This window comes from Streptomyces sp. NPDC025618, from assembly GCF_055558795.1.
Genome location: NZ_JBVHLW010000071.1, coordinates 1 through 15,292, shown reverse-complemented (window position 1 = coordinate 15,292; position 15,292 = coordinate 1). Strand labels below are relative to the sequence as shown.

Sequence of the window (15,292 nt, the reverse complement as noted above, 5' to 3'; positions counted from 1 at the left end):
CCCAGCGCGTACGCCTCGTCGGCGACACGGACGTGCACCGCGTCCCGGTCCGGATCGGCGTAGACCGCCACACTTCCGATCCCGGCGTCCCGGCACGCGCGAGCGACGCGGACAGCGATTTCGCCACGGTTGGCGATGAGCACCTTGCGCACGATGGCTCCCTCCTTGAAACAAGGTGAGTTTAGGTACAGGCAACACTCTGTGCCGACCCGACTCCCGAGGTGAGCTTGCCCACACAGAGTGTGAAGGGCGGCTGGGGAGTGGGCCGGAAATCCCAGTTCTCCCACCGTACGCCGGGTTCCGCGCCCGATGGCGGTCCGCCCGTGTGGGCAAGGTCTCGATCAATGATCCTCAGTGGCGGCGCGCATTCTTTGTTGACTCCCTACGAAGGGGTGGCGCAAAGTTTGCGCGGTCGCCGGACTGTCGCGGTGGACGCGGGGGCCGCGTTCCCCTCCCTTTTCTCCGGTGTACCCATGGGTAGCGCCGATCCTGCGTCTACCTGCCGGTAACCACCCGGCCGAGCGGAGCGTTCCGGTCCGCTCAGTGCGCCGGTGGATCTCCGGCGCACTGACGGGCAGCCAACTTCCCCGCCTCCGCCGCCACATGGCGCAGCGTCTCGGTCAGCTCCCGCCGGTGCCGGTGGAAGTCCTCCAGCGGCAGCGCGGCGGAGACGGCCGTCATCGGACCGCCGTCGGTGGACGGCACGGGCACGGCCACACAGGCCACTCCCGGCGCGCACTCCTCGATCTCCACGGCGACCCCTTCGCGCCGCACCCGTCGCAGCTCCCGGTCCAGCAGCTCGGGCGAGGTGATGGTGCGCGGGGTGATGGCCCGCATGCCGGTCCCGGCCAGATAGCGCAGCCGGGCGGCGCGCGGGAGGGCGGAGAGCAGCATCTTGCCGTGGGCCGTCGCGTGCCCGTCGGAGTCCTGTCCGACGCTGAAGCCGCCCGTGGCGGGAACGGAAGCGGAGGTTCCGGCCAGGACGGCGATGCCCCCGTCCCGGTAGGTGCTGAAGTAGGTGTCCGCGCCCACCGTCCGCCGGGCCGACAGCAGCAGCCCGTGCACCTCGTCGTCCATCCGCATCTGCCGCTGGAAGGCGCGGTGCAGGGCCGGCACGCGGTAGCCGAGGGTGTAGCCGCCCGCGGTCCGCACGACGTGGCCCCGGGCCGTGAGGGCGCCCAGCAGCTCGTACACCGTCGACAGCCCGCAGCCCGTCCGCCGCGCGAGCGCCTTGGCGGTCACGGGTCCGGCGGAGCCCGCGACGGCGTCGAGGAGGTCGAGGGCGCGGTCGACGGACTGGGGCATGACGGCGAGGGCTCCCTCGGGCGCCGGCGCATGGAACCGGAATGCGGACGTGGACCCTCCAGCTTGGCACAGCGCCCGGGAGCGCCCGGCTCAGCCCTTGAGCGGCGCCTTCTCCCGCAGGAGGTCGACGAACGCCCGCATCCAGGCCGGGTGGTCGTTCCACGCGCGGGCGGAGACCATGTTGCCGTCCACGACCGCCTCGGCGTCCACGAAGGTGCCCCCGGCCAGCCGCACGTCCGGCTCGCAGGCGGGCCAGGCGGCGGTCCGGCGGCCCTGGAGCACGCCCAGTGGGGCGAGGGCGACCACGGCGTGGCAGATGTGCGCCACGGGCTTGTCGGCGGCGAAGAAGGCCGTGACGATCCGCTGGAAGTCGGTGTTCAGGCGCAGGAACTCGGGCGCCCGGCCGCCCGGGATCACCACGGCCGCGTAGTCGGCGGGGTTCACCTGAGCGAGGGCGATGTCGGCGGGCCAGCAGTGGCCGGGCTTCTCGGTGTAGGTGTCGAAGTCGGAGACGAAGTCGTGCACCACGAACTGGAGGTTCTTCACGGTGGGTGCGGCGATGTCGACGTCGTAGCCCTCCTCCAGCAGGCGCTGGTAGGGGTACATGACCTCCAGGTCCTCGGCTGCGTCGCCGGTGGTGATGAGGATCCTCGGCATGGCTCGCGCTCCTTGGGGTCGGCTACCTTCGAATATGCGCCGGGGCGCCGAAGGGAAAACCGAGGGCCCGTCCGCCGCCCGGTCAACGGCGCGGCGGCCCCGCCGACTTCGGGCGGCCCGGCTCCGTACGGCCGCTGCCGCCTCCTGGAGGGGGCGGCCCCCCGAGTGGCGCAAGGAATGGTGACCCCCACGCACCGACCTCGTTGGTGGGGCATGATCAAGCGCATTGCAGCCGCCGCCGTTCTCACCGGCGCAGCCCTCACCATGACCGCCACCGTCGCCTCGGCCGCGCCCATGCCGCATACGCCCACCTCGAACGCGGGGGAGACCGTCGCTCCACCGAACGTAGGGCCGGTTCCGGACAAGCCGCCGACCAGCATCTCCCCGGACGGTACGAAGCAGCTGGAGAAGCTGAACCAGCTCGGTCAGATCACCCAGGTGACCAAGGCGCTGGACCCGGCGCTGGGGCTGCTGGCGCCGGTCACCGGTCTCGCCCCGATCTAACCGGTCCAGCGGCGAGCCCCGGACGCCGGTACGGACCGCGACCCGGTCCGTACCGGCGTCCGGCATGTGCGGGGTCCGGTGTGCGCCGGGTCAGGCCCACAGGTCGGTGATCGGGATCCCCAGCTCGGCCAGGAGCTTGCGCAGCAGCGGGAGCGACAGGCCGATGACGTTGCCGTGGTCGCCGTCGATGCCCTCGACGAAGGGCGCGGACCGGCCGTCCAGGGTGAAGGCGCCCGCGACGTGCAGGGGTTCGCCGGAAGCCACGTACGCGGCGATCTCGGCGTCGGTCGGCTCGCCGAACCGCACGGTCGTGGAGGCCGTGGCCGAGACGCTCCGGCCGGTGGCCGTGTCGGTCACGCAGTGGCCGGTCCGCAGCACTCCCGAGCGGCCGCGCATCGACTTCCAGCGGGCCGTGGCGTCCTCGGCGTCCGCCGGCTTGCCGAGCGCCTGGCCGTCCAGCTCCAGCACGGAGTCGCAGCCGACGACCAGCGCGCCCGCGGCCTCCGCCCGCGCGGCGACCGCGGCGGCCTTGGCCTCGGCGAGCACCCGGGCGAGCTCGGCGGGGGTCGGGGCGGTGAGCGCGTCCTCGTCCACCCCGCTGACGATCACCTCGGGCGCGAGCCCGGCGTTGCGGAGCAGCCCGAGGCGGGCGGGGGACTGGGAGGCCAGGACGAGGCGGCGCTGAGCGGTCATGCCCGCCATCGTAAAGCGGCTCCGCGGCGCTACTTCTGGAGGACGGCCTGCATGACGCTCTTGGCGATGGGGCCGGCGAGCCCGCCGCCGGAGATCTCCTCGCGGTCGATGCCCGAGCCCTCGGGGTCGATGAAGACCGCGACCGCGACCGGCGAGCCGTCGCCCTGCTTGGCGTAGGAGACGAACCAGGCGTACGGCAGCTTCTCGTTGTTGACACCGTGCTGGGCGGTGCCGGTCTTGGCACCGACCGTCACGCCGTCGATCAGGGCCTTCTTGCCGGTGCCGTTCTCGGCGGTGTTCTCCATCATCGACTGCACCTTCTTCGCCGTGCCGGCGGAGACGGCCTGCGACATCACCTCGGGCTTGTGCTTCTCCAGGACGCTCAGGTCGGGGCCGCGCAGCTCCTCGACCATGTAGGGCTTCATCAGCTTGCCGTCGTTGGCGAGCCCGGCGGTCATCATGGCGATCTGGAGCGGGGTGCTGTCGAGGCTGCCCTGGCCCATGCCGGTCAGCGCGGTCTGCGGGCGGTCGAGCTTCTTGGGGTAGACGCTCTCCACCGCGCGCACCGGGATGTCGACCTTGGGGTCGTTGAAGCCGAACTTCTCCGCCGTCTCGCGCATCCGGTCGACGCCGAGCTTGTCCGCCAGATCGAGGAAGACGTTGTTGCACGACCACTGGAGGCCGGACTTCAGGGAGCCCTTGTCGCAGTCCGGGGTCTGCACGTCGTTGCGGACGTAGGTGGTGGTGTTCGGGAGCTTGTACGGCGTGGGGGCGTCGCCCTTGGCGTTGATGTCCGAGACGACGCCGTGCTCCAGCGCCGCGGCCGCGGTGAGGATCTTGAAGGTGGAGCCCGGCGGGTAGCGGTCCTTGAGCGCGCGGTTGAGCAGCGGCTTGTTCTTGTCGGCCTCCAGCTTCTTCCAGGCGTCCGAGTCCTTCGTGCGGTCGCCGGCGAAGACCGAGGGGTCGTAGGAAGGGGTCGACGCGAGGGCCAGGACCTTGCCGGAGCGCGGGTCCAGGGCGACGACGGCGCCCTTGTACTTGCCGAGGCCCTCGTAGGCCGCCTTCTGCGCCTTGGGGTCGATGGTGGTCACCACGTCGCCGCCGCGCGGCTTCTTGCCGGTGAGCATGTCGGTGGTGTGCTGGAAGAGGAGCCTGTCGTCCCGGCCGCTCAGCAGCTTGTCGTTGAGGTTCTCCAGCTGGGTGCTGGAGAAGATCTGCGAGGCGTAGCCCGTGACGGGGGCGTACATCTCGCCTTCCTTGTAGGTGCGCTTGTACTTCAGGTCGCTGCTGTCGCTCTCCACGGAGCCGGTGACGGCCTGGCCGCCGACGATGATGTCGCCGCGGGGCTGGGAGAAGGTGGCGATCTTCGTGCGCCGGTTGTGCTCGTTGTCGGAGAGCTCGTCACCGCGTACGAACTGGACCAGCGTCGCCTGGACCAGCAGGGCGAGCACCAGCACCCCGACGAAGACGGATATGTGACGCACGGGTTTGTTCATGGTGTGGCGCACTCCCGGAATCGCGGCATTTCACTGGTGATGACGTGAATGCGGTGTTTCCGGTTGCAGGAGTGCCGAAGCCGGGCGTGTCGCCCATGTCGTCAGGGGCGCAGCCCCAGCAGGACGAACAGCGTCACCACTCCGACGGCCAGCACGAAGCCCGCCCGGCGGAGCATCGCCTGGGCTTCGCGCAGCTCCTCGGGAGGCTCTTCGGGCGGATCCGACCACAGCATGGCGTCCATGGTCGTGCCGCCGCGCCTCCGGCGCCTGAGTACGCGTACTCAGTCACGCCGGTGCGCGGGTCAACTCCGGGAAAAGCCGTCGGCCGGGCCCCGTGGCGGGCCCGGCGCGCGGGCGGTCAGGCCGGCCAGTACGACGTCCGCCAGGCCCGCGGGCCCGGGCGCGGCGTGTGCCGGGCGGTGACCCGGCGGGCCGGGTCGGCCCACTCGGGGCGGGCGGTGCCCTCCGGCGCGGCGGTCGCCCGTGCCGCCGCGCGGGCCTGGACCACCGCCAGGGCGGCGGCCAGCTCCTCGGGGGTCGGGTTGCCCCGTACGACCTTGATCATGGTCAGCTCCTCGACGGCCTGTTACAGCGGGATGTTGCCGTGCTTCTTCGGCGGCAGCGCCTCGCGCTTGTCCCGCAGCGCCCGCAGCCCGCGCACGATGTGGGCGCGCGTCTCGTGCGGCATGATCACCGCGTCGACGTAGCCGCGCTCGGCGGCCGTGTAGGGGTTGAGCAGGGTGTCCTCGTAGTCGGCGATGAGCTTGGCGCGCAGCTCCTCCTGCTCCTGGGGGGTCTCCGCGGCCGCGAGCGTCCGGCGGTGCAGGATGTTGACCGCGCCCTGGGCGCCCATGACGGCGATCTGGGCGGTCGGCCAGGCGAGGTTGAGGTCGGCGCCGAGGTGCTTGGAGCCCATGACGTCGTACGCGCCGCCGAACGCCTTGCGGGTGATCACCGTGATCAGCGGGACCGTGGCCTCGGCGTAGGCGTAGATCAGCTTGGCGCCGCGCCGGATGATGCCGTTGTACTCCTGGTCGGTGCCCGGGAGGAAGCCGGGCACGTCCACGAAGGTGAGCACCGGGATGTTGAACGCGTCGCAGGTCCGGACGAACCGGGCCGCCTTCTCGCTGGCGTTGATGTCCAGGCAGCCGGCGAACTGCAGCGGCTGGTTGGCGACGACGCCCACCGGGTGGCCCTCGACCCGGCCGAAGCCCGTGATCATGTTCGGGGCGAACAGCGCCTGGGTCTCCAGGAACTCGCCGTCGTCCAGGACGTGTTCGATCCCGGTGCGCATGTCGTACGGCTGGTTGGCCGAGTCCGGGATCAGGGTGTCGAGCTCGCGGTCGGCGTCCGAGACGCCCAGGTCCGCCTCCTCGGGGAAGGCGGGCGGCTCGGAGAGGTTGTTGGACGGGAGGTAGGACAGCAGCGCCTTGATGTACTCGATGGCGTCCTTCTCGTCACCCGCCATGTGGTGGGCCACGCCCGAGGTGGTGTTGTGCGTGCGGGCGCCGCCCAGCTCCTCGAAGCCGACGTCCTCACCGGTGACCGTCTTGATGACGTCCGGGCCGGTGATGAACATGTGCGAGGTCTGATCGACCATCACCGTGAAGTCGGTGATCGCGGGGGAGTAGACCGCGCCGCCCGCGCAGGGGCCGACGATCAGGGAGATCTGCGGGACCACCCCGGAGGCGTGCACATTGCGGCGGAAGATCTCGGCGAACAGGCCGAGGGCGACCACGCCCTCCTGGATCCGGGCGCCGCCGCCGTCGTTGATGCCGACGACCGGGCAGCCGTTCTTCAGCGCGAAGTCCATGACCTTGACGATCTTCTCGCCGTAGACCTCGCCCAGCGAACCGCCGAAGATCGTGAAGTCCTGGGAGTAGACGCAGATCGTCCGGCCGTCGACCGTGCCGTAGCCGGTGACGACGCCGTCGCCGTACGGCCGGTTCTTCTCGATGCCGAAATTGGTCGAGCGGTGCCGGGCGAACTCGTCCAGTTCGACGAAGGAACCTTCATCCAGCAGCAGTTCGATGCGCTCGCGGGCGGTCAGCTTGCCCTTGGCGTGCTGCTTCTCCACCGCCCGAGCGGAGCCCGCGTGCGTCGCCTCCTCGATCCGGCGCTGGAGGTCCGCGAGCTTGCCCGCGGTGGTGTGGATGTCGATATCGGATCCACGGGTGGTGTCTGGCTCGGACATCGGGATGCGGCTCCTGCTCGTCCTGAGGGGGCTGACTGGGCTACCGGTTCGTAGCGTATCCGCGTGCATGCGCTACGGCACTGCGTCGTTGGCCACACCCGTACCCCGTCGCACGCCTCCTAAGGTTGCCCTCATGACGCCCTCCGACGACTCCGGCAACCGCTGGTCCGACCTGGACCGGCCGCCCCTCAACACCCCCGCGCTCCGGCGCGGACTGCTGCGGCCCGACGGGCTGTGGACCTCGCTGGACGTGGTGCCCCGCACCGGGTCCACCAACTCCGACCTGGTCGCGGCCGCCACCTCCGGCGCGGCGGAGGAAGGCGCGGTGCTCGTCGCGGAGGAGCAGTCCGCCGCGCGCGGGCGGCTGGACCGGACCTGGTCGGCGCCGCCGCGCTCCGGCCTGTTCTTCTCCGTCCTCCTCACCCCGGGGCCGGACGTGCCCGTGGCGCGCTGGGGCTGGCTGCCGCTGCTCGCCGGCGTGGCGACGGCCGCCGCGGTGGCCCGCTCCGCCGGGGTCGACACGGCCCTGAAGTGGCCCAACGACCTGCTGGTGACGGTCGACGGCGCCGAGCGCAAGGCCGGCGGCATCCTCGCCGAGCGCGCCGGTGACAGCGTTGTCGTGGGCATCGGCCTGAACGTGACCCTGCGCGCGACGGAACTGCCCGTGCCCACGGCCGGTTCCCTCGCCCTGGCCGGAGCGCGGTCCGTGGACCGCGACCCGCTGCTGCGGGCCGTGCTCCGCTCCCTGGAGGAGTGGTACGGCGAGTGGCGGCGCGCCGGAGGCGACCCCGGCGCGTGCCGTCTCCAGGAGGCGTACGCGGCGGGCTGCGCCACGCTCGGCCGCACCGTACGGGCCGAACTGCCCGGTGACCGCGAGCTCGTCGGGGAGGCTGTGGCCGTGGACGGGGACGGCCGGCTGGTGCTGGCCACGGGCGACGGGGTGCGGCGGCCGGTGGACGCGGGCGACATCGTCCACCTGCGGCCCGCGCCGTCGGAAGAGTGAGCTACGGCACACCTGTCGTATCGTTGTGCCCGGAACCTAAGCGAGCAGTGATCGGCAGGGCAGTGCGCACGGAACTGACAGGGGGCGGGCGGTGACCGCCGACGGTGGGGGAAGCCCCCGTGCCGCCGAGGCCACGGGTGACGACGGCGCCGAGCGGGGGAGCACCGGGAGAGCCGAGCGCGACACCGGCGGGTCCGGTGCGAGCGGTGGCGCGGAGAGCGCCGGCCGCGCCGCCGCCAAGGGGGTCGAGGAGTACGGCGACGAGGGCGGCGACCCCATCGCCCTGCGCCTGGAGGCGCTCATCCTCGGCGCCGAACGCCGCTACACCCCCTTCCAGGCCGCCCGCGCGGCCGGCGTCTCCATGGACCTCGCCGCCCGCTTCTGGCGCGCCATGGGCTTCGCCGACATCGGCCAGGCCCGCGCGCTCACCGAGGCCGACGTCCTCGCGCTGCGCCGCCTCGCGGGCCTGGTCGAGGCCGGGCTGCTCAGCGAGCCGATGGCCGTGCAGGTCGCCCGCTCCACCGGGCAGACCACGGCCCGGCTCGCCGACTGGCAGATCGACTCCTTCCTGGAGGGCCTGACCGAGCCTCAGGAACCGGGCATGACGCGGACGGAGATCACCTATCCGCTGGTCGAGCTGCTGCTGCCGGAGCTCGAGGAATTCCTCATCTACGTCTGGCGGCGGCAGCTCGCCGCCGCCACCGGCCGCGTCGTCCAGGCCCAGGACGACGCCGAGATGGTCGACCGGCGCCTCGCCGTGGGCTTCGCCGACCTCGTGGGCTTCACCCGCCTGACGCGCCGTCTGGAGGAGGAGGAGCTGGGCGAGCTGGTCGAGGCGTTCGAGACGACCGCCGCCGACCTGGTGGCCGCGCACGGCGGCCGGCTCATCAAGACCCTGGGCGACGAGGTGCTCTACGCGGCCGACGACGCGGGCACCGCCGCCGAGATCGGCCTGCGGCTGATCGAGACCATGACCCACGACGAGACGATGCCCGAACTCCGCGTCGGCATCGCCTTCGGCACGGTCACGACCCGCATGGGCGACGTCTTCGGCACGACCGTGAACCTCGCCTCCCGGCTGACGTCGATAGCGCCGAAGGACGCCGTCCTGGTCGACGCCGCGTTCGCCGAGGAACTGGCCCGCAGCGGCGACGCCCCGAAGTCCGAGGCGGAGGTGGGGCCGGAGGCGGACGAGCTCTACCGCTTCGCCCTCCAGCCGATGTGGCAGCGGCCGGTGCGCGGTCTGGGCGTGGTGGAGCCATGGCTGCTCACCCGCAGGGGCGGCGACTGACGGCCCGCCGCCGCTCTGGACATCTCCCCGGCGGGCGAAGATCCTTGCGACAGGTTCACGGTCGTTAACAGGAGGTCCGCATGAGTGAGCAGCGCTTCGGCGAATGGATCCGGATCCGGCGGCACGGGCATGTCGCCGAGCTCGTGCTCGACCGTCCCAAGGCCATGAACGCCGTCTCCACCGAGATGGGCGCCCGCATCGCGGAGGCCACCGCGGCCCTCGCCGCCGACGCCTCCGCGCGGGTCGTCGTGCTCACCTCCACGCACGAGCGGGCGTTCTGCGTCGGCGCGGACCTCAAGGAGCGCAACTCCTTCACCGAGGCCGACCTCGCGCGGCAGCGCCCGCACGCCCGCGCCGCGTACACCGGCGTGCTGGAACTGCCCGTGCCGACCGTCGCGGCGGTGCACGGCTTCGCCCTCGGCGGCGGCTATGAACTGGCCCTCTCCTGCGACGTGATCGTCGCCGACACCACGGCCGTGGTGGGCCTGCCCGAGGTGTCGGTCGGGGTGATCCCGGGCGGCGGCGGCACCCAGCTGCTGCCCCGCCGCGTCGGCGCCGCGCGGGCGGCCGAACTGATCTTCACGGCACGGCGGGTGGCGGCGGAGGAGGCGCGCGAGCTCGGCCTGGTCGACCAGCTCGTCCCGGAGGGCGAGGACCGCGCCGAGGCGCTCGCCCTGGCCGGGCGCATGGCGGCCAACTCCCCGGTGGGGCTGCGCGCGGCGAAGAAGGCGCTGCGTCTTGGGCACGGCCTGGACCTGCGGACGGGCCTCGAGGTGGAGGACGCGGCGTGGCGCGCGGTCGCTTTCTCGGGGGACCGGGTGGAGGGGGTGGCGGCGTTCAACGAGAAGAGGGTGCCGGAGTGGCCCGGAGTGTGATTTTTTGAGGGTGCGGGCAGGGTGCCTGCGGCGCTTTGTTCCCCTACCCGCCCCTTCCCGAAACTGGGGCGCGTGCCCCAGGCCCCCCGGCTGCGGGTTTCGTTGCCGCCTGCGGCGGGAGCGGCCTGCGGCCGCGTCCTCAAACGCCGGACGGGCTGAATATTCAGCCCGTCCGGCGTTTGAGGACAACGCGCGAAGCGTGTTGCTGGGGGGTCCGGGGCGCAGCCCCCCACGCGGCGGAGCCGCACATCAGATGCAGCCGGGAAGGGGCGGGGCTGGGGAAAAAGCCCCCGGTCGCCACCCCCGTCGCCCCCTCGACCCGCCGCGAAGCAGAAACCGCACAACATTCATACGCTGGGTGCAGAAAGCCGCGCGCAGCGAAAGAATGTGAGGCATTCGAGGTGGCAGAAAGCGGGGAGTGCGACATCCGGCTGCGCGCCGTCGTGGAGCTCGCGCAGGCGATGGCGGCGGCCCAGTCACCCCTGGATTCCGTCGGTGCCGCCGCGGAGCGGTCCCGGCTCGCGCTGGGCGGCAGTTTCGCGGCCATCTCGGCGTGGGAGCGCGGGCACGGCCGGCTGCGCGTGCTGGTGAACGCGGGCGAGCTGGCGGAGGGCGAGGAGCGCTGCCCGGAGGACGAGTCCTATCCGGTGCACGACTTTCCCGAGATCGCCGAGTTCCTGCACGAGGAGTGGGCCGGAGGCGGCCCCGGGCCCCGCGCGTGGGTGGAATACGCGGAAACCCCGGAAAATACGGAAACCCCGGAGAAGGCGGAAAGCCCGGAAAACGCGGAAGGCGCCGGCTGGCAGCGGGTGGCCGCGCTGCGCCGGCGCGGGCGCGGCTGCTGTGTGGTCGCCCCGATCGTGCTGCACGGCCGGGCCTGGGGCGAGCTGTACGTGGCGCGACCACCGGGCGCGCCCGCCTTCGACCGTACGGACGCGGACTTCGCGACCGTGCTCGCCGCCGTGGCGGCGGCCGGGATCGCCCAGACCGAGCGGCTGGAGGAGGTCCGCCGCCTCGCCTTCACCGACCCGCTGACCGGCCTGGGCAACCGCCGCGCGGTCGACGCCCGCCTCGACGAGGCCGTGGAGCGGCACCTCGCGGAGGACGTCGTCGTCAGCCTCGTCGTGTGCGACCTCAACGGCCTGAAGCGGGTCAACGACACCCTGGGCCACGCGGTGGGGGACCGGTTGCTGGAACGGTTCGGCTCGGTGCTGTCCCTGTGCGGGGCGATGCTGCCGGGCACGCTGGCGGCGCGGCTGGGCGGTGACGAGTTCTGCCTGCTGACGGTCGGCCCGTCGGCGGACGAGGTGGTGCGCGTCGCCGACGAACTGTGCCGCCGGGCGGCCGGTTTGGAGCTCGGCGAGGGCGTCGCGTGCGGGGTCGCCTCCACGGGGGACCCGATCGGGCCGGTGCGTACGGCCCGGCGGCTGTTCCGGCTCGCGGACGCGGCGCAGTACCGCGCGAAGGCGGCGCTCGCCGCGAAGCCGGTGGTCGCGGGCCGCGACGGGCCCGCGGACCCCGTGCTGGAACTCGCGGACCACCCGCCCGCGGCCGCTCCCGCCGAGCGGCGCCGCTTCCGTGGACGGCGGTAGCGCACCGCCCCGCGCGGCCGTCCGCGAGACGCCTAGTGACAGGTGGCGATTCAGTCTCTAGGGTGCCTGAATATGGATATGCACACTGTGGTGGTGGGGACGGCCGGGACGACCGCGGAAGACGTGATCGCCGTGGCGCGTGGCGGCGCGCGCGTCGTCGTGTCCGAGGAGGCGCTGGCCGCTGTCGCCGCCTCCCGGCAGGTCATCGACGACCTCGCCGCCAAGCCCGACCCCGTCTACGGCGTCTCCACCGGCTTCGGTGCCCTCGCCGTCCGCCACATCAGCCCCGACCTGCGCGCCCAGCTCCAGCGCAACATCGTGCGCTCGCACGCCGCCGGCATGGGCCCGCGCGTGGAGCGCGAGGTCGTCCGCGCGCTGATGTTCCTGCGGCTGAAGACCCTCGCCTCCGGCCGTACGGGCGTGAGGCCCCTCGTCGTCGAGACGATGGCCGCGATCCTCAACGCCGGTATCACGCCGGTGGTGCACGAATACGGCTCCCTCGGCTGCTCCGGCGACCTCGCGCCGCTCTCCCACTGCGCGCTCACCCTCATGGGAGAGGGCCAGGCCGAGGGCCCGGACGGCGCGCTGCGCCCGGCCGGCGAGCTGCTCGCCGAGCACGGCATCGCGCCCGTCGAGCTGCGGGAGAAGGAGGGGCTCGCGCTCCTCAACGGCACCGACGGCATGCTGGGCATGCTCGTCGTGGCCTGCGCCGACCTCGCCCGGCTGATCACGTCGGCCGACGTCACCGCCGCCCTGTCGCTGGAGGCCCTGCTGGGCTCGGAGAAGGTCCTCGCGCCCGAGCTGCACACCATCCGCCCGCACCCGGGTCAGGGCGCGAGCGCGGACAACATGCTGCGCGTGCTGGCCGGTTCGGGCCTGACCGGGCACCACCAGGACGACGCGCCGCGCGTCCAGGACGCCTACTCCATCCGCTGCGCCCCGCAGGTCGCGGGCGCCGGCCGGGACACCCTCGCCCACGCCCGGCTCGTCGCCGACCGCGAACTCGCCGCCGCCGTCGACAACCCCGTCGTCCTGCCCGACGGCCGGGTCGAGTCCAACGGCAACTTCCACGGCGCCCCGGTCGCGTACGTCCTGGACTTCCTCGCCATCGCCGCCGCCGACCTCGCGTCGATCGCCGAGCGCCGCACGGACCGGCTGCTGGACAAGAACCGCTCGCACGGCCTGCCGCCCTTCCTGGCCGGGGACCCGGGGGTCGACTCCGGTCTGATGATCGCGCAGTACACCCAGGCCGCCCTGGTGAGCGAGATGAAGCGGCTCGCCGTGCCCGCCTCCGTGGACTCGATCCCGTCGTCCGCGATGCAGGAGGACCATGTATCGATGGGGTGGTCCGCGGCGCGCAAGCTGCGTACGGCTGTTGACGCCCTCACCCGCGTCGTCGCGGTCGAGCTGGTCGCCGCCGCGCGCGCGATCGAGCTGCGTACGGGCCTGTCGCCCGCCCCTGCGAGCCAGGCGGTGCTGAAGGCCGTCCGCGAGGCCGGTGTCGAGGGCCCCGGAGGGGATCGTTTCCTCGCCCCTGACCTGGCCGCGGCCGAGGCGTTCGTGCGCACCGGCAAGCTGGTGGAGACCGTCGAGCCCGTGACCGGGCGGCTGGCCTGAGCGAGGTCAGCGAGCCGCTGTGCGCGACCTGCGCACAGCGGCGGTGACCAGCGCGCCACCCGCCGCCACGAAGGCCACGCCCCCGAAGACGTACGGCGTGGTGTCCACGCTGCCCGTGTCGGCCAGGGAGAGCTGCTGCTCGGCGGGGGCGGCGGCCGGCTCGGCGCTCCGCTGCGCGGGCGCGGTCCGCTCCGGCGTCGCGTGCGCGCTCGGCATGAACCACACCGCGCACAGGAGCGAACCGGCGGCGACGGCGGTCAGCAGCGGGCGGCGTGCGGTCACGGAACGAATCCCCCTTGAAGTGCCGGAGGTTGAGGGAGCGGCAGCGCCGCACCGCCTCAACTGACCCGATGTTAGTGATACGAACGGGCCCGGGGGAAGCCGGGACGCGTGAGACGGGCCGGACGCCGCGGTCGAATGTCAAGGGGCCCTCGACCCTGGTCCCGGTCGCCGCCTCGCCTGCATCATGGACATCACGGTCATACCAAGACCCCGGCTACCATGTCGGCCCTCCGAGGCGCTTTACTGGCGTGGTCTTCCCCACACTTCCCCGAGGGGTGGAACGGGCGAATCGGTAAAGACGTATCTCAAGCAATAGCCGGTATGCGTGTTGCCCCACGATTCGGCTCGGGGATTCGGGGTCCAGGAGCAATGGAGAAGCGTGTGATGACGGACGGCAAGCGTCGCAAGGCCCTGGTGGCCGCGGCCGCTGTGCTCGGTGGTGTGCTGACTCTCGCCGCCTGTGGCGGCGGCGATGACGACGGCAAGAACGGCTCCGGCGGCAACAACGGCAAGGCGCAGAACAAGGTCGACGCCGCCGCCGCCAAGGAAGCCTCCAAGGCGCAGATCAAGATCGCGCAGAAGGACGGCTCGACCAACGCCGGGATCACCGCCGAGGCCGCCAAGGTCACCGTCAGTGACGGCGAGCTGACCAGCGTCAAGATGACGGACGACAAGGGCACCCCGGTCGAGGGCACGATATCGCCGGACAAGAAGTCGTGGCAGCCCGCCAAGCAGCTCGAGCGGTCCACCAAGTACAAGGTGGTCGTCGAGGCCAAGGACTCCGACGGCCGCAAGGCCACGGAGAACTCCTCCTTCGCCACCGTCTCGCCCACCAACAGCTTCATCGGCTCCTTCACGCCGGAGGACGGTTCCACCGTCGGTGTCGGCATGCCGGTGTCGATCAACTTCGACAAGCCGATCAAGGACCGCAAGGCCGTCCAGTCCGGCATCACGGTCAACTCCAGCAGCGGCCAGAAGGTCGTCGGTCACTGGTTCGGTGACCAGCGCATCGACTTCCGCCCGCAGGACTACTGGAAGGCCAACTCCGACGTCACCCTGAAGCTCGACCTCGACGGTGTCGAGGGTGCCCCGGGCATCAAGGGCGTGCAGAAGAAGACGGTCTCCTTCAAGATCGGCCACTCGCAGGTCTCCACGGTCGACGCGAAGACCCACCAGATGACGGTCGTCCGGGACGGCAAGACCCTCAAGACGATCCCGATCTCGGCCGGCAGCCCCGAGAACCCCACGTACAACGGCAAGATGGTGATCTCCGAGAAGTTCAAGGAGACCCGGATGGACGGCTCCACCGTCGGCTTCAGCAAGTCCGACGGCAAGGGCGAGTACGACATCAAGGACGTGCCGCACGCGATGCGCCTGTCCACGTCGGGCACGTTCATCCACGGCAACTACTGGGGCAGCGGCATCTTCGGCGTCGCCAACACCAGCCACGGCTGCGTGGGCCTGGAGGACAAGCAGGGCGCGGACGACCCGTCCACGTCGGGTGCCTGGTTCTTCAACAACTCGCAGATCGGCGACGTGGTCGAGGTCAAGGGCTCCAACGACAAGACCATCGCCCCGGACAACGGCCTCAACGGCTGGAACATGGACTGGAACGCCTGGGTCGCGGGCAGCGCGACGGGCGCGTAGCGCGGTTGGCGCGTAGCGCTTGAGCTGACGGACGGGGGGGGGGGGGGGGGGGGGGGGGCACCCCCCCCCCCCCCCCCCGGGGGGGGGGGGGGAGAGGGAGGGGGGGAGCCAAGAAGGCGCAGCGGGCACCCCACCC

At 72.1% G+C, this 15,292-nt stretch carries 16 protein-coding genes; 7 read left to right on the top strand and 9 right to left on the bottom strand.

Translation table 11 applies throughout. The features are described from left to right. The 3 genes from ACZ4A5_RS30775 to ACZ4A5_RS30765 all read right to left on the bottom strand — a co-directional run. Positions 1–152: biotin carboxylase N-terminal domain-containing protein (locus tag ACZ4A5_RS30775; RefSeq protein ID WP_467585625.1), on the bottom strand; the 152-nt coding region annotated here is incomplete at its 3' end. A gap of 388 nt (positions 153–540) precedes the next feature. Next, positions 541–1,305 (bottom strand): IclR family transcriptional regulator, encoded by a 765-nt coding sequence (locus ACZ4A5_RS30770; protein WP_467591433.1) that lies wholly within the window; start codon positions 1,303–1,305, stop codon positions 541–543. Positions 1,306–1,395: 90 nt separating this feature from the next. Beyond that, entirely contained in the window at positions 1,396–1,962 is a 567-nt protein-coding gene (locus ACZ4A5_RS30765; protein WP_467591431.1) for a DJ-1/PfpI family protein, read from the bottom strand. A gap of 213 nt (positions 1,963–2,175) precedes the next feature. On the opposite strand from ACZ4A5_RS30765, the gene ACZ4A5_RS30760 reads away from it, so the two are divergent. Continuing rightward, a complete protein-coding gene (locus ACZ4A5_RS30760) occupies positions 2,176–2,466 on the top strand; it encodes a hypothetical protein (protein ID WP_467591428.1) in 291 nt (96 codons plus the stop codon). Positions 2,467–2,556: 90 nt separating this feature from the next. Here the strand turns inward: ACZ4A5_RS30760 and ACZ4A5_RS30755 are convergent, their stop codons facing one another. The 5 genes from ACZ4A5_RS30755 to ACZ4A5_RS30735 form a co-directional block, all read right to left on the bottom strand. Continuing rightward, a complete protein-coding gene (locus tag ACZ4A5_RS30755; RefSeq protein ID WP_467591425.1) occupies positions 2,557–3,168 on the bottom strand; it encodes a Maf family protein in 612 nt (203 codons plus the stop codon). Positions 3,169–3,188: 20 nt separating this feature from the next. Beyond that, positions 3,189–4,655, bottom strand: a complete 1,467-nt coding sequence (locus ACZ4A5_RS30750) for a peptidoglycan D,D-transpeptidase FtsI family protein (protein ID WP_467591422.1) — start codon at positions 4,653–4,655, stop codon at positions 3,189–3,191. 101 nt (positions 4,656–4,756) lie between these two features. Continuing rightward, a complete protein-coding gene (mmpB, locus tag ACZ4A5_RS30745; RefSeq protein ID WP_366005105.1) occupies positions 4,757–4,888 on the bottom strand; it encodes a morphogenic membrane protein MmpB in 132 nt (43 codons plus the stop codon). Between the two features lie 125 nt (positions 4,889–5,013). After that, entirely contained in the window at positions 5,014–5,220 is a 207-nt protein-coding gene (locus ACZ4A5_RS30740) for an acyl-CoA carboxylase epsilon subunit (protein ID WP_366005106.1), read from the bottom strand. A gap of 21 nt (positions 5,221–5,241) precedes the next feature. Continuing rightward, entirely contained in the window at positions 5,242–6,849 is a 1,608-nt protein-coding gene (locus ACZ4A5_RS30735; protein ID WP_467591419.1) for an acyl-CoA carboxylase subunit beta, read from the bottom strand. 133 nt (positions 6,850–6,982) lie between these two features. Between ACZ4A5_RS30735 and ACZ4A5_RS30730 the strand changes: the two genes are divergently transcribed. From ACZ4A5_RS30730 to hutH, 5 genes are all read left to right on the top strand, one after another. After that, positions 6,983–7,852 carry a biotin--[acetyl-CoA-carboxylase] ligase gene (locus tag ACZ4A5_RS30730; RefSeq protein WP_467591416.1) on the top strand — a complete coding sequence of 290 codons (870 nt, stop codon included), beginning with the start codon at positions 6,983–6,985 and terminating at the stop codon, positions 7,850–7,852. Between the two features lie 91 nt (positions 7,853–7,943). Then, the gene (locus ACZ4A5_RS30725; protein ID WP_467591413.1) at positions 7,944–9,143 is read left to right on the top strand and encodes an adenylate/guanylate cyclase domain-containing protein; all 1,200 of its coding nucleotides are present in this window, start codon (positions 7,944–7,946) and stop codon (positions 9,141–9,143) included. Positions 9,144–9,223: 80 nt separating this feature from the next. Continuing rightward, positions 9,224–10,018 carry an enoyl-CoA hydratase/isomerase family protein gene (locus tag ACZ4A5_RS30720; protein WP_467591411.1) on the top strand — a complete coding sequence of 265 codons (795 nt, stop codon included), beginning with the start codon at positions 9,224–9,226 and terminating at the stop codon, positions 10,016–10,018. Positions 10,019–10,479: 461 nt separating this feature from the next. After that, positions 10,480–11,610: a GGDEF domain-containing protein gene (locus ACZ4A5_RS30715; protein ID WP_467591435.1), complete on the top strand. Its 1,131-nt coding sequence runs from the start codon at positions 10,480–10,482 to the stop codon at positions 11,608–11,610. Positions 11,611–11,682: 72 nt separating this feature from the next. Next, entirely contained in the window at positions 11,683–13,227 is a 1,545-nt protein-coding gene (gene hutH / locus ACZ4A5_RS30710) for a histidine ammonia-lyase (protein ID WP_467591409.1), read from the top strand. Positions 13,228–13,233: 6 nt separating this feature from the next. On the opposite strand, the gene ACZ4A5_RS30705 is transcribed toward hutH, so the two are convergent. Beyond that, the gene (locus ACZ4A5_RS30705; RefSeq protein ID WP_467591406.1) at positions 13,234–13,509 is read right to left on the bottom strand and encodes a hypothetical protein; all 276 of its coding nucleotides are present in this window, start codon (positions 13,507–13,509) and stop codon (positions 13,234–13,236) included. 369 nt (positions 13,510–13,878) lie between these two features. On the opposite strand from ACZ4A5_RS30705, the gene ACZ4A5_RS30700 reads away from it, so the two are divergent. After that, positions 13,879–15,156, top strand: a complete 1,278-nt coding sequence (locus tag ACZ4A5_RS30700) for a L,D-transpeptidase (protein ID WP_398874950.1) — start codon at positions 13,879–13,881, stop codon at positions 15,154–15,156. The last annotated feature ends 136 nt before the right edge of the window (positions 15,157–15,292 follow it).

Bases quoted from the DNA above. Each gene is read 5' to 3' on its own strand.
- mmpB (WP_366005105.1), bottom strand. From the start codon at position 4,888: ATGCTGTGGTCGGATCCGCCCGAAGAGCCTCCCGAGGAGCTGCGCGAA.
- ACZ4A5_RS30755 (WP_467591425.1), bottom strand. From the start codon at position 3,168: ATGGCGGGCATGACCGCTCAGCGCCGCCTCGTCCTGGCCTCCCAGTCC.
- ACZ4A5_RS30720 (WP_467591411.1), top strand. From the start codon at position 9,224: ATGAGTGAGCAGCGCTTCGGCGAATGGATCCGGATCCGGCGGCACGGG.
- ACZ4A5_RS30715 (WP_467591435.1), top strand. From the start codon at position 10,480: ATGGCGGCGGCCCAGTCACCCCTGGATTCCGTCGGTGCCGCCGCGGAG.
- ACZ4A5_RS30750 (WP_467591422.1), bottom strand. From the start codon at position 4,655: ATGAACAAACCCGTGCGTCACATATCCGTCTTCGTCGGGGTGCTGGTG.
- ACZ4A5_RS30700 (WP_398874950.1), top strand. From the start codon at position 13,879: ATGGAGAAGCGTGTGATGACGGACGGCAAGCGTCGCAAGGCCCTGGTG.
- ACZ4A5_RS30740 (WP_366005106.1), bottom strand. From the start codon at position 5,220: ATGATCAAGGTCGTACGGGGCAACCCGACCCCCGAGGAGCTGGCCGCC.
- ACZ4A5_RS30770 (WP_467591433.1), bottom strand. From the start codon at position 1,305: ATGCCCCAGTCCGTCGACCGCGCCCTCGACCTCCTCGACGCCGTCGCG.
- ACZ4A5_RS30735 (WP_467591419.1), bottom strand. From the start codon at position 6,849: ATGTCCGAGCCAGACACCACCCGTGGATCCGATATCGACATCCACACC.
- ACZ4A5_RS30765 (WP_467591431.1), bottom strand. From the start codon at position 1,962: ATGCCGAGGATCCTCATCACCACCGGCGACGCAGCCGAGGACCTGGAG.
- hutH (WP_467591409.1), top strand. From the start codon at position 11,683: ATGGATATGCACACTGTGGTGGTGGGGACGGCCGGGACGACCGCGGAA.
- ACZ4A5_RS30760 (WP_467591428.1), top strand. From the start codon at position 2,176: ATGATCAAGCGCATTGCAGCCGCCGCCGTTCTCACCGGCGCAGCCCTC.
- ACZ4A5_RS30730 (WP_467591416.1), top strand. From the start codon at position 6,983: ATGACGCCCTCCGACGACTCCGGCAACCGCTGGTCCGACCTGGACCGG.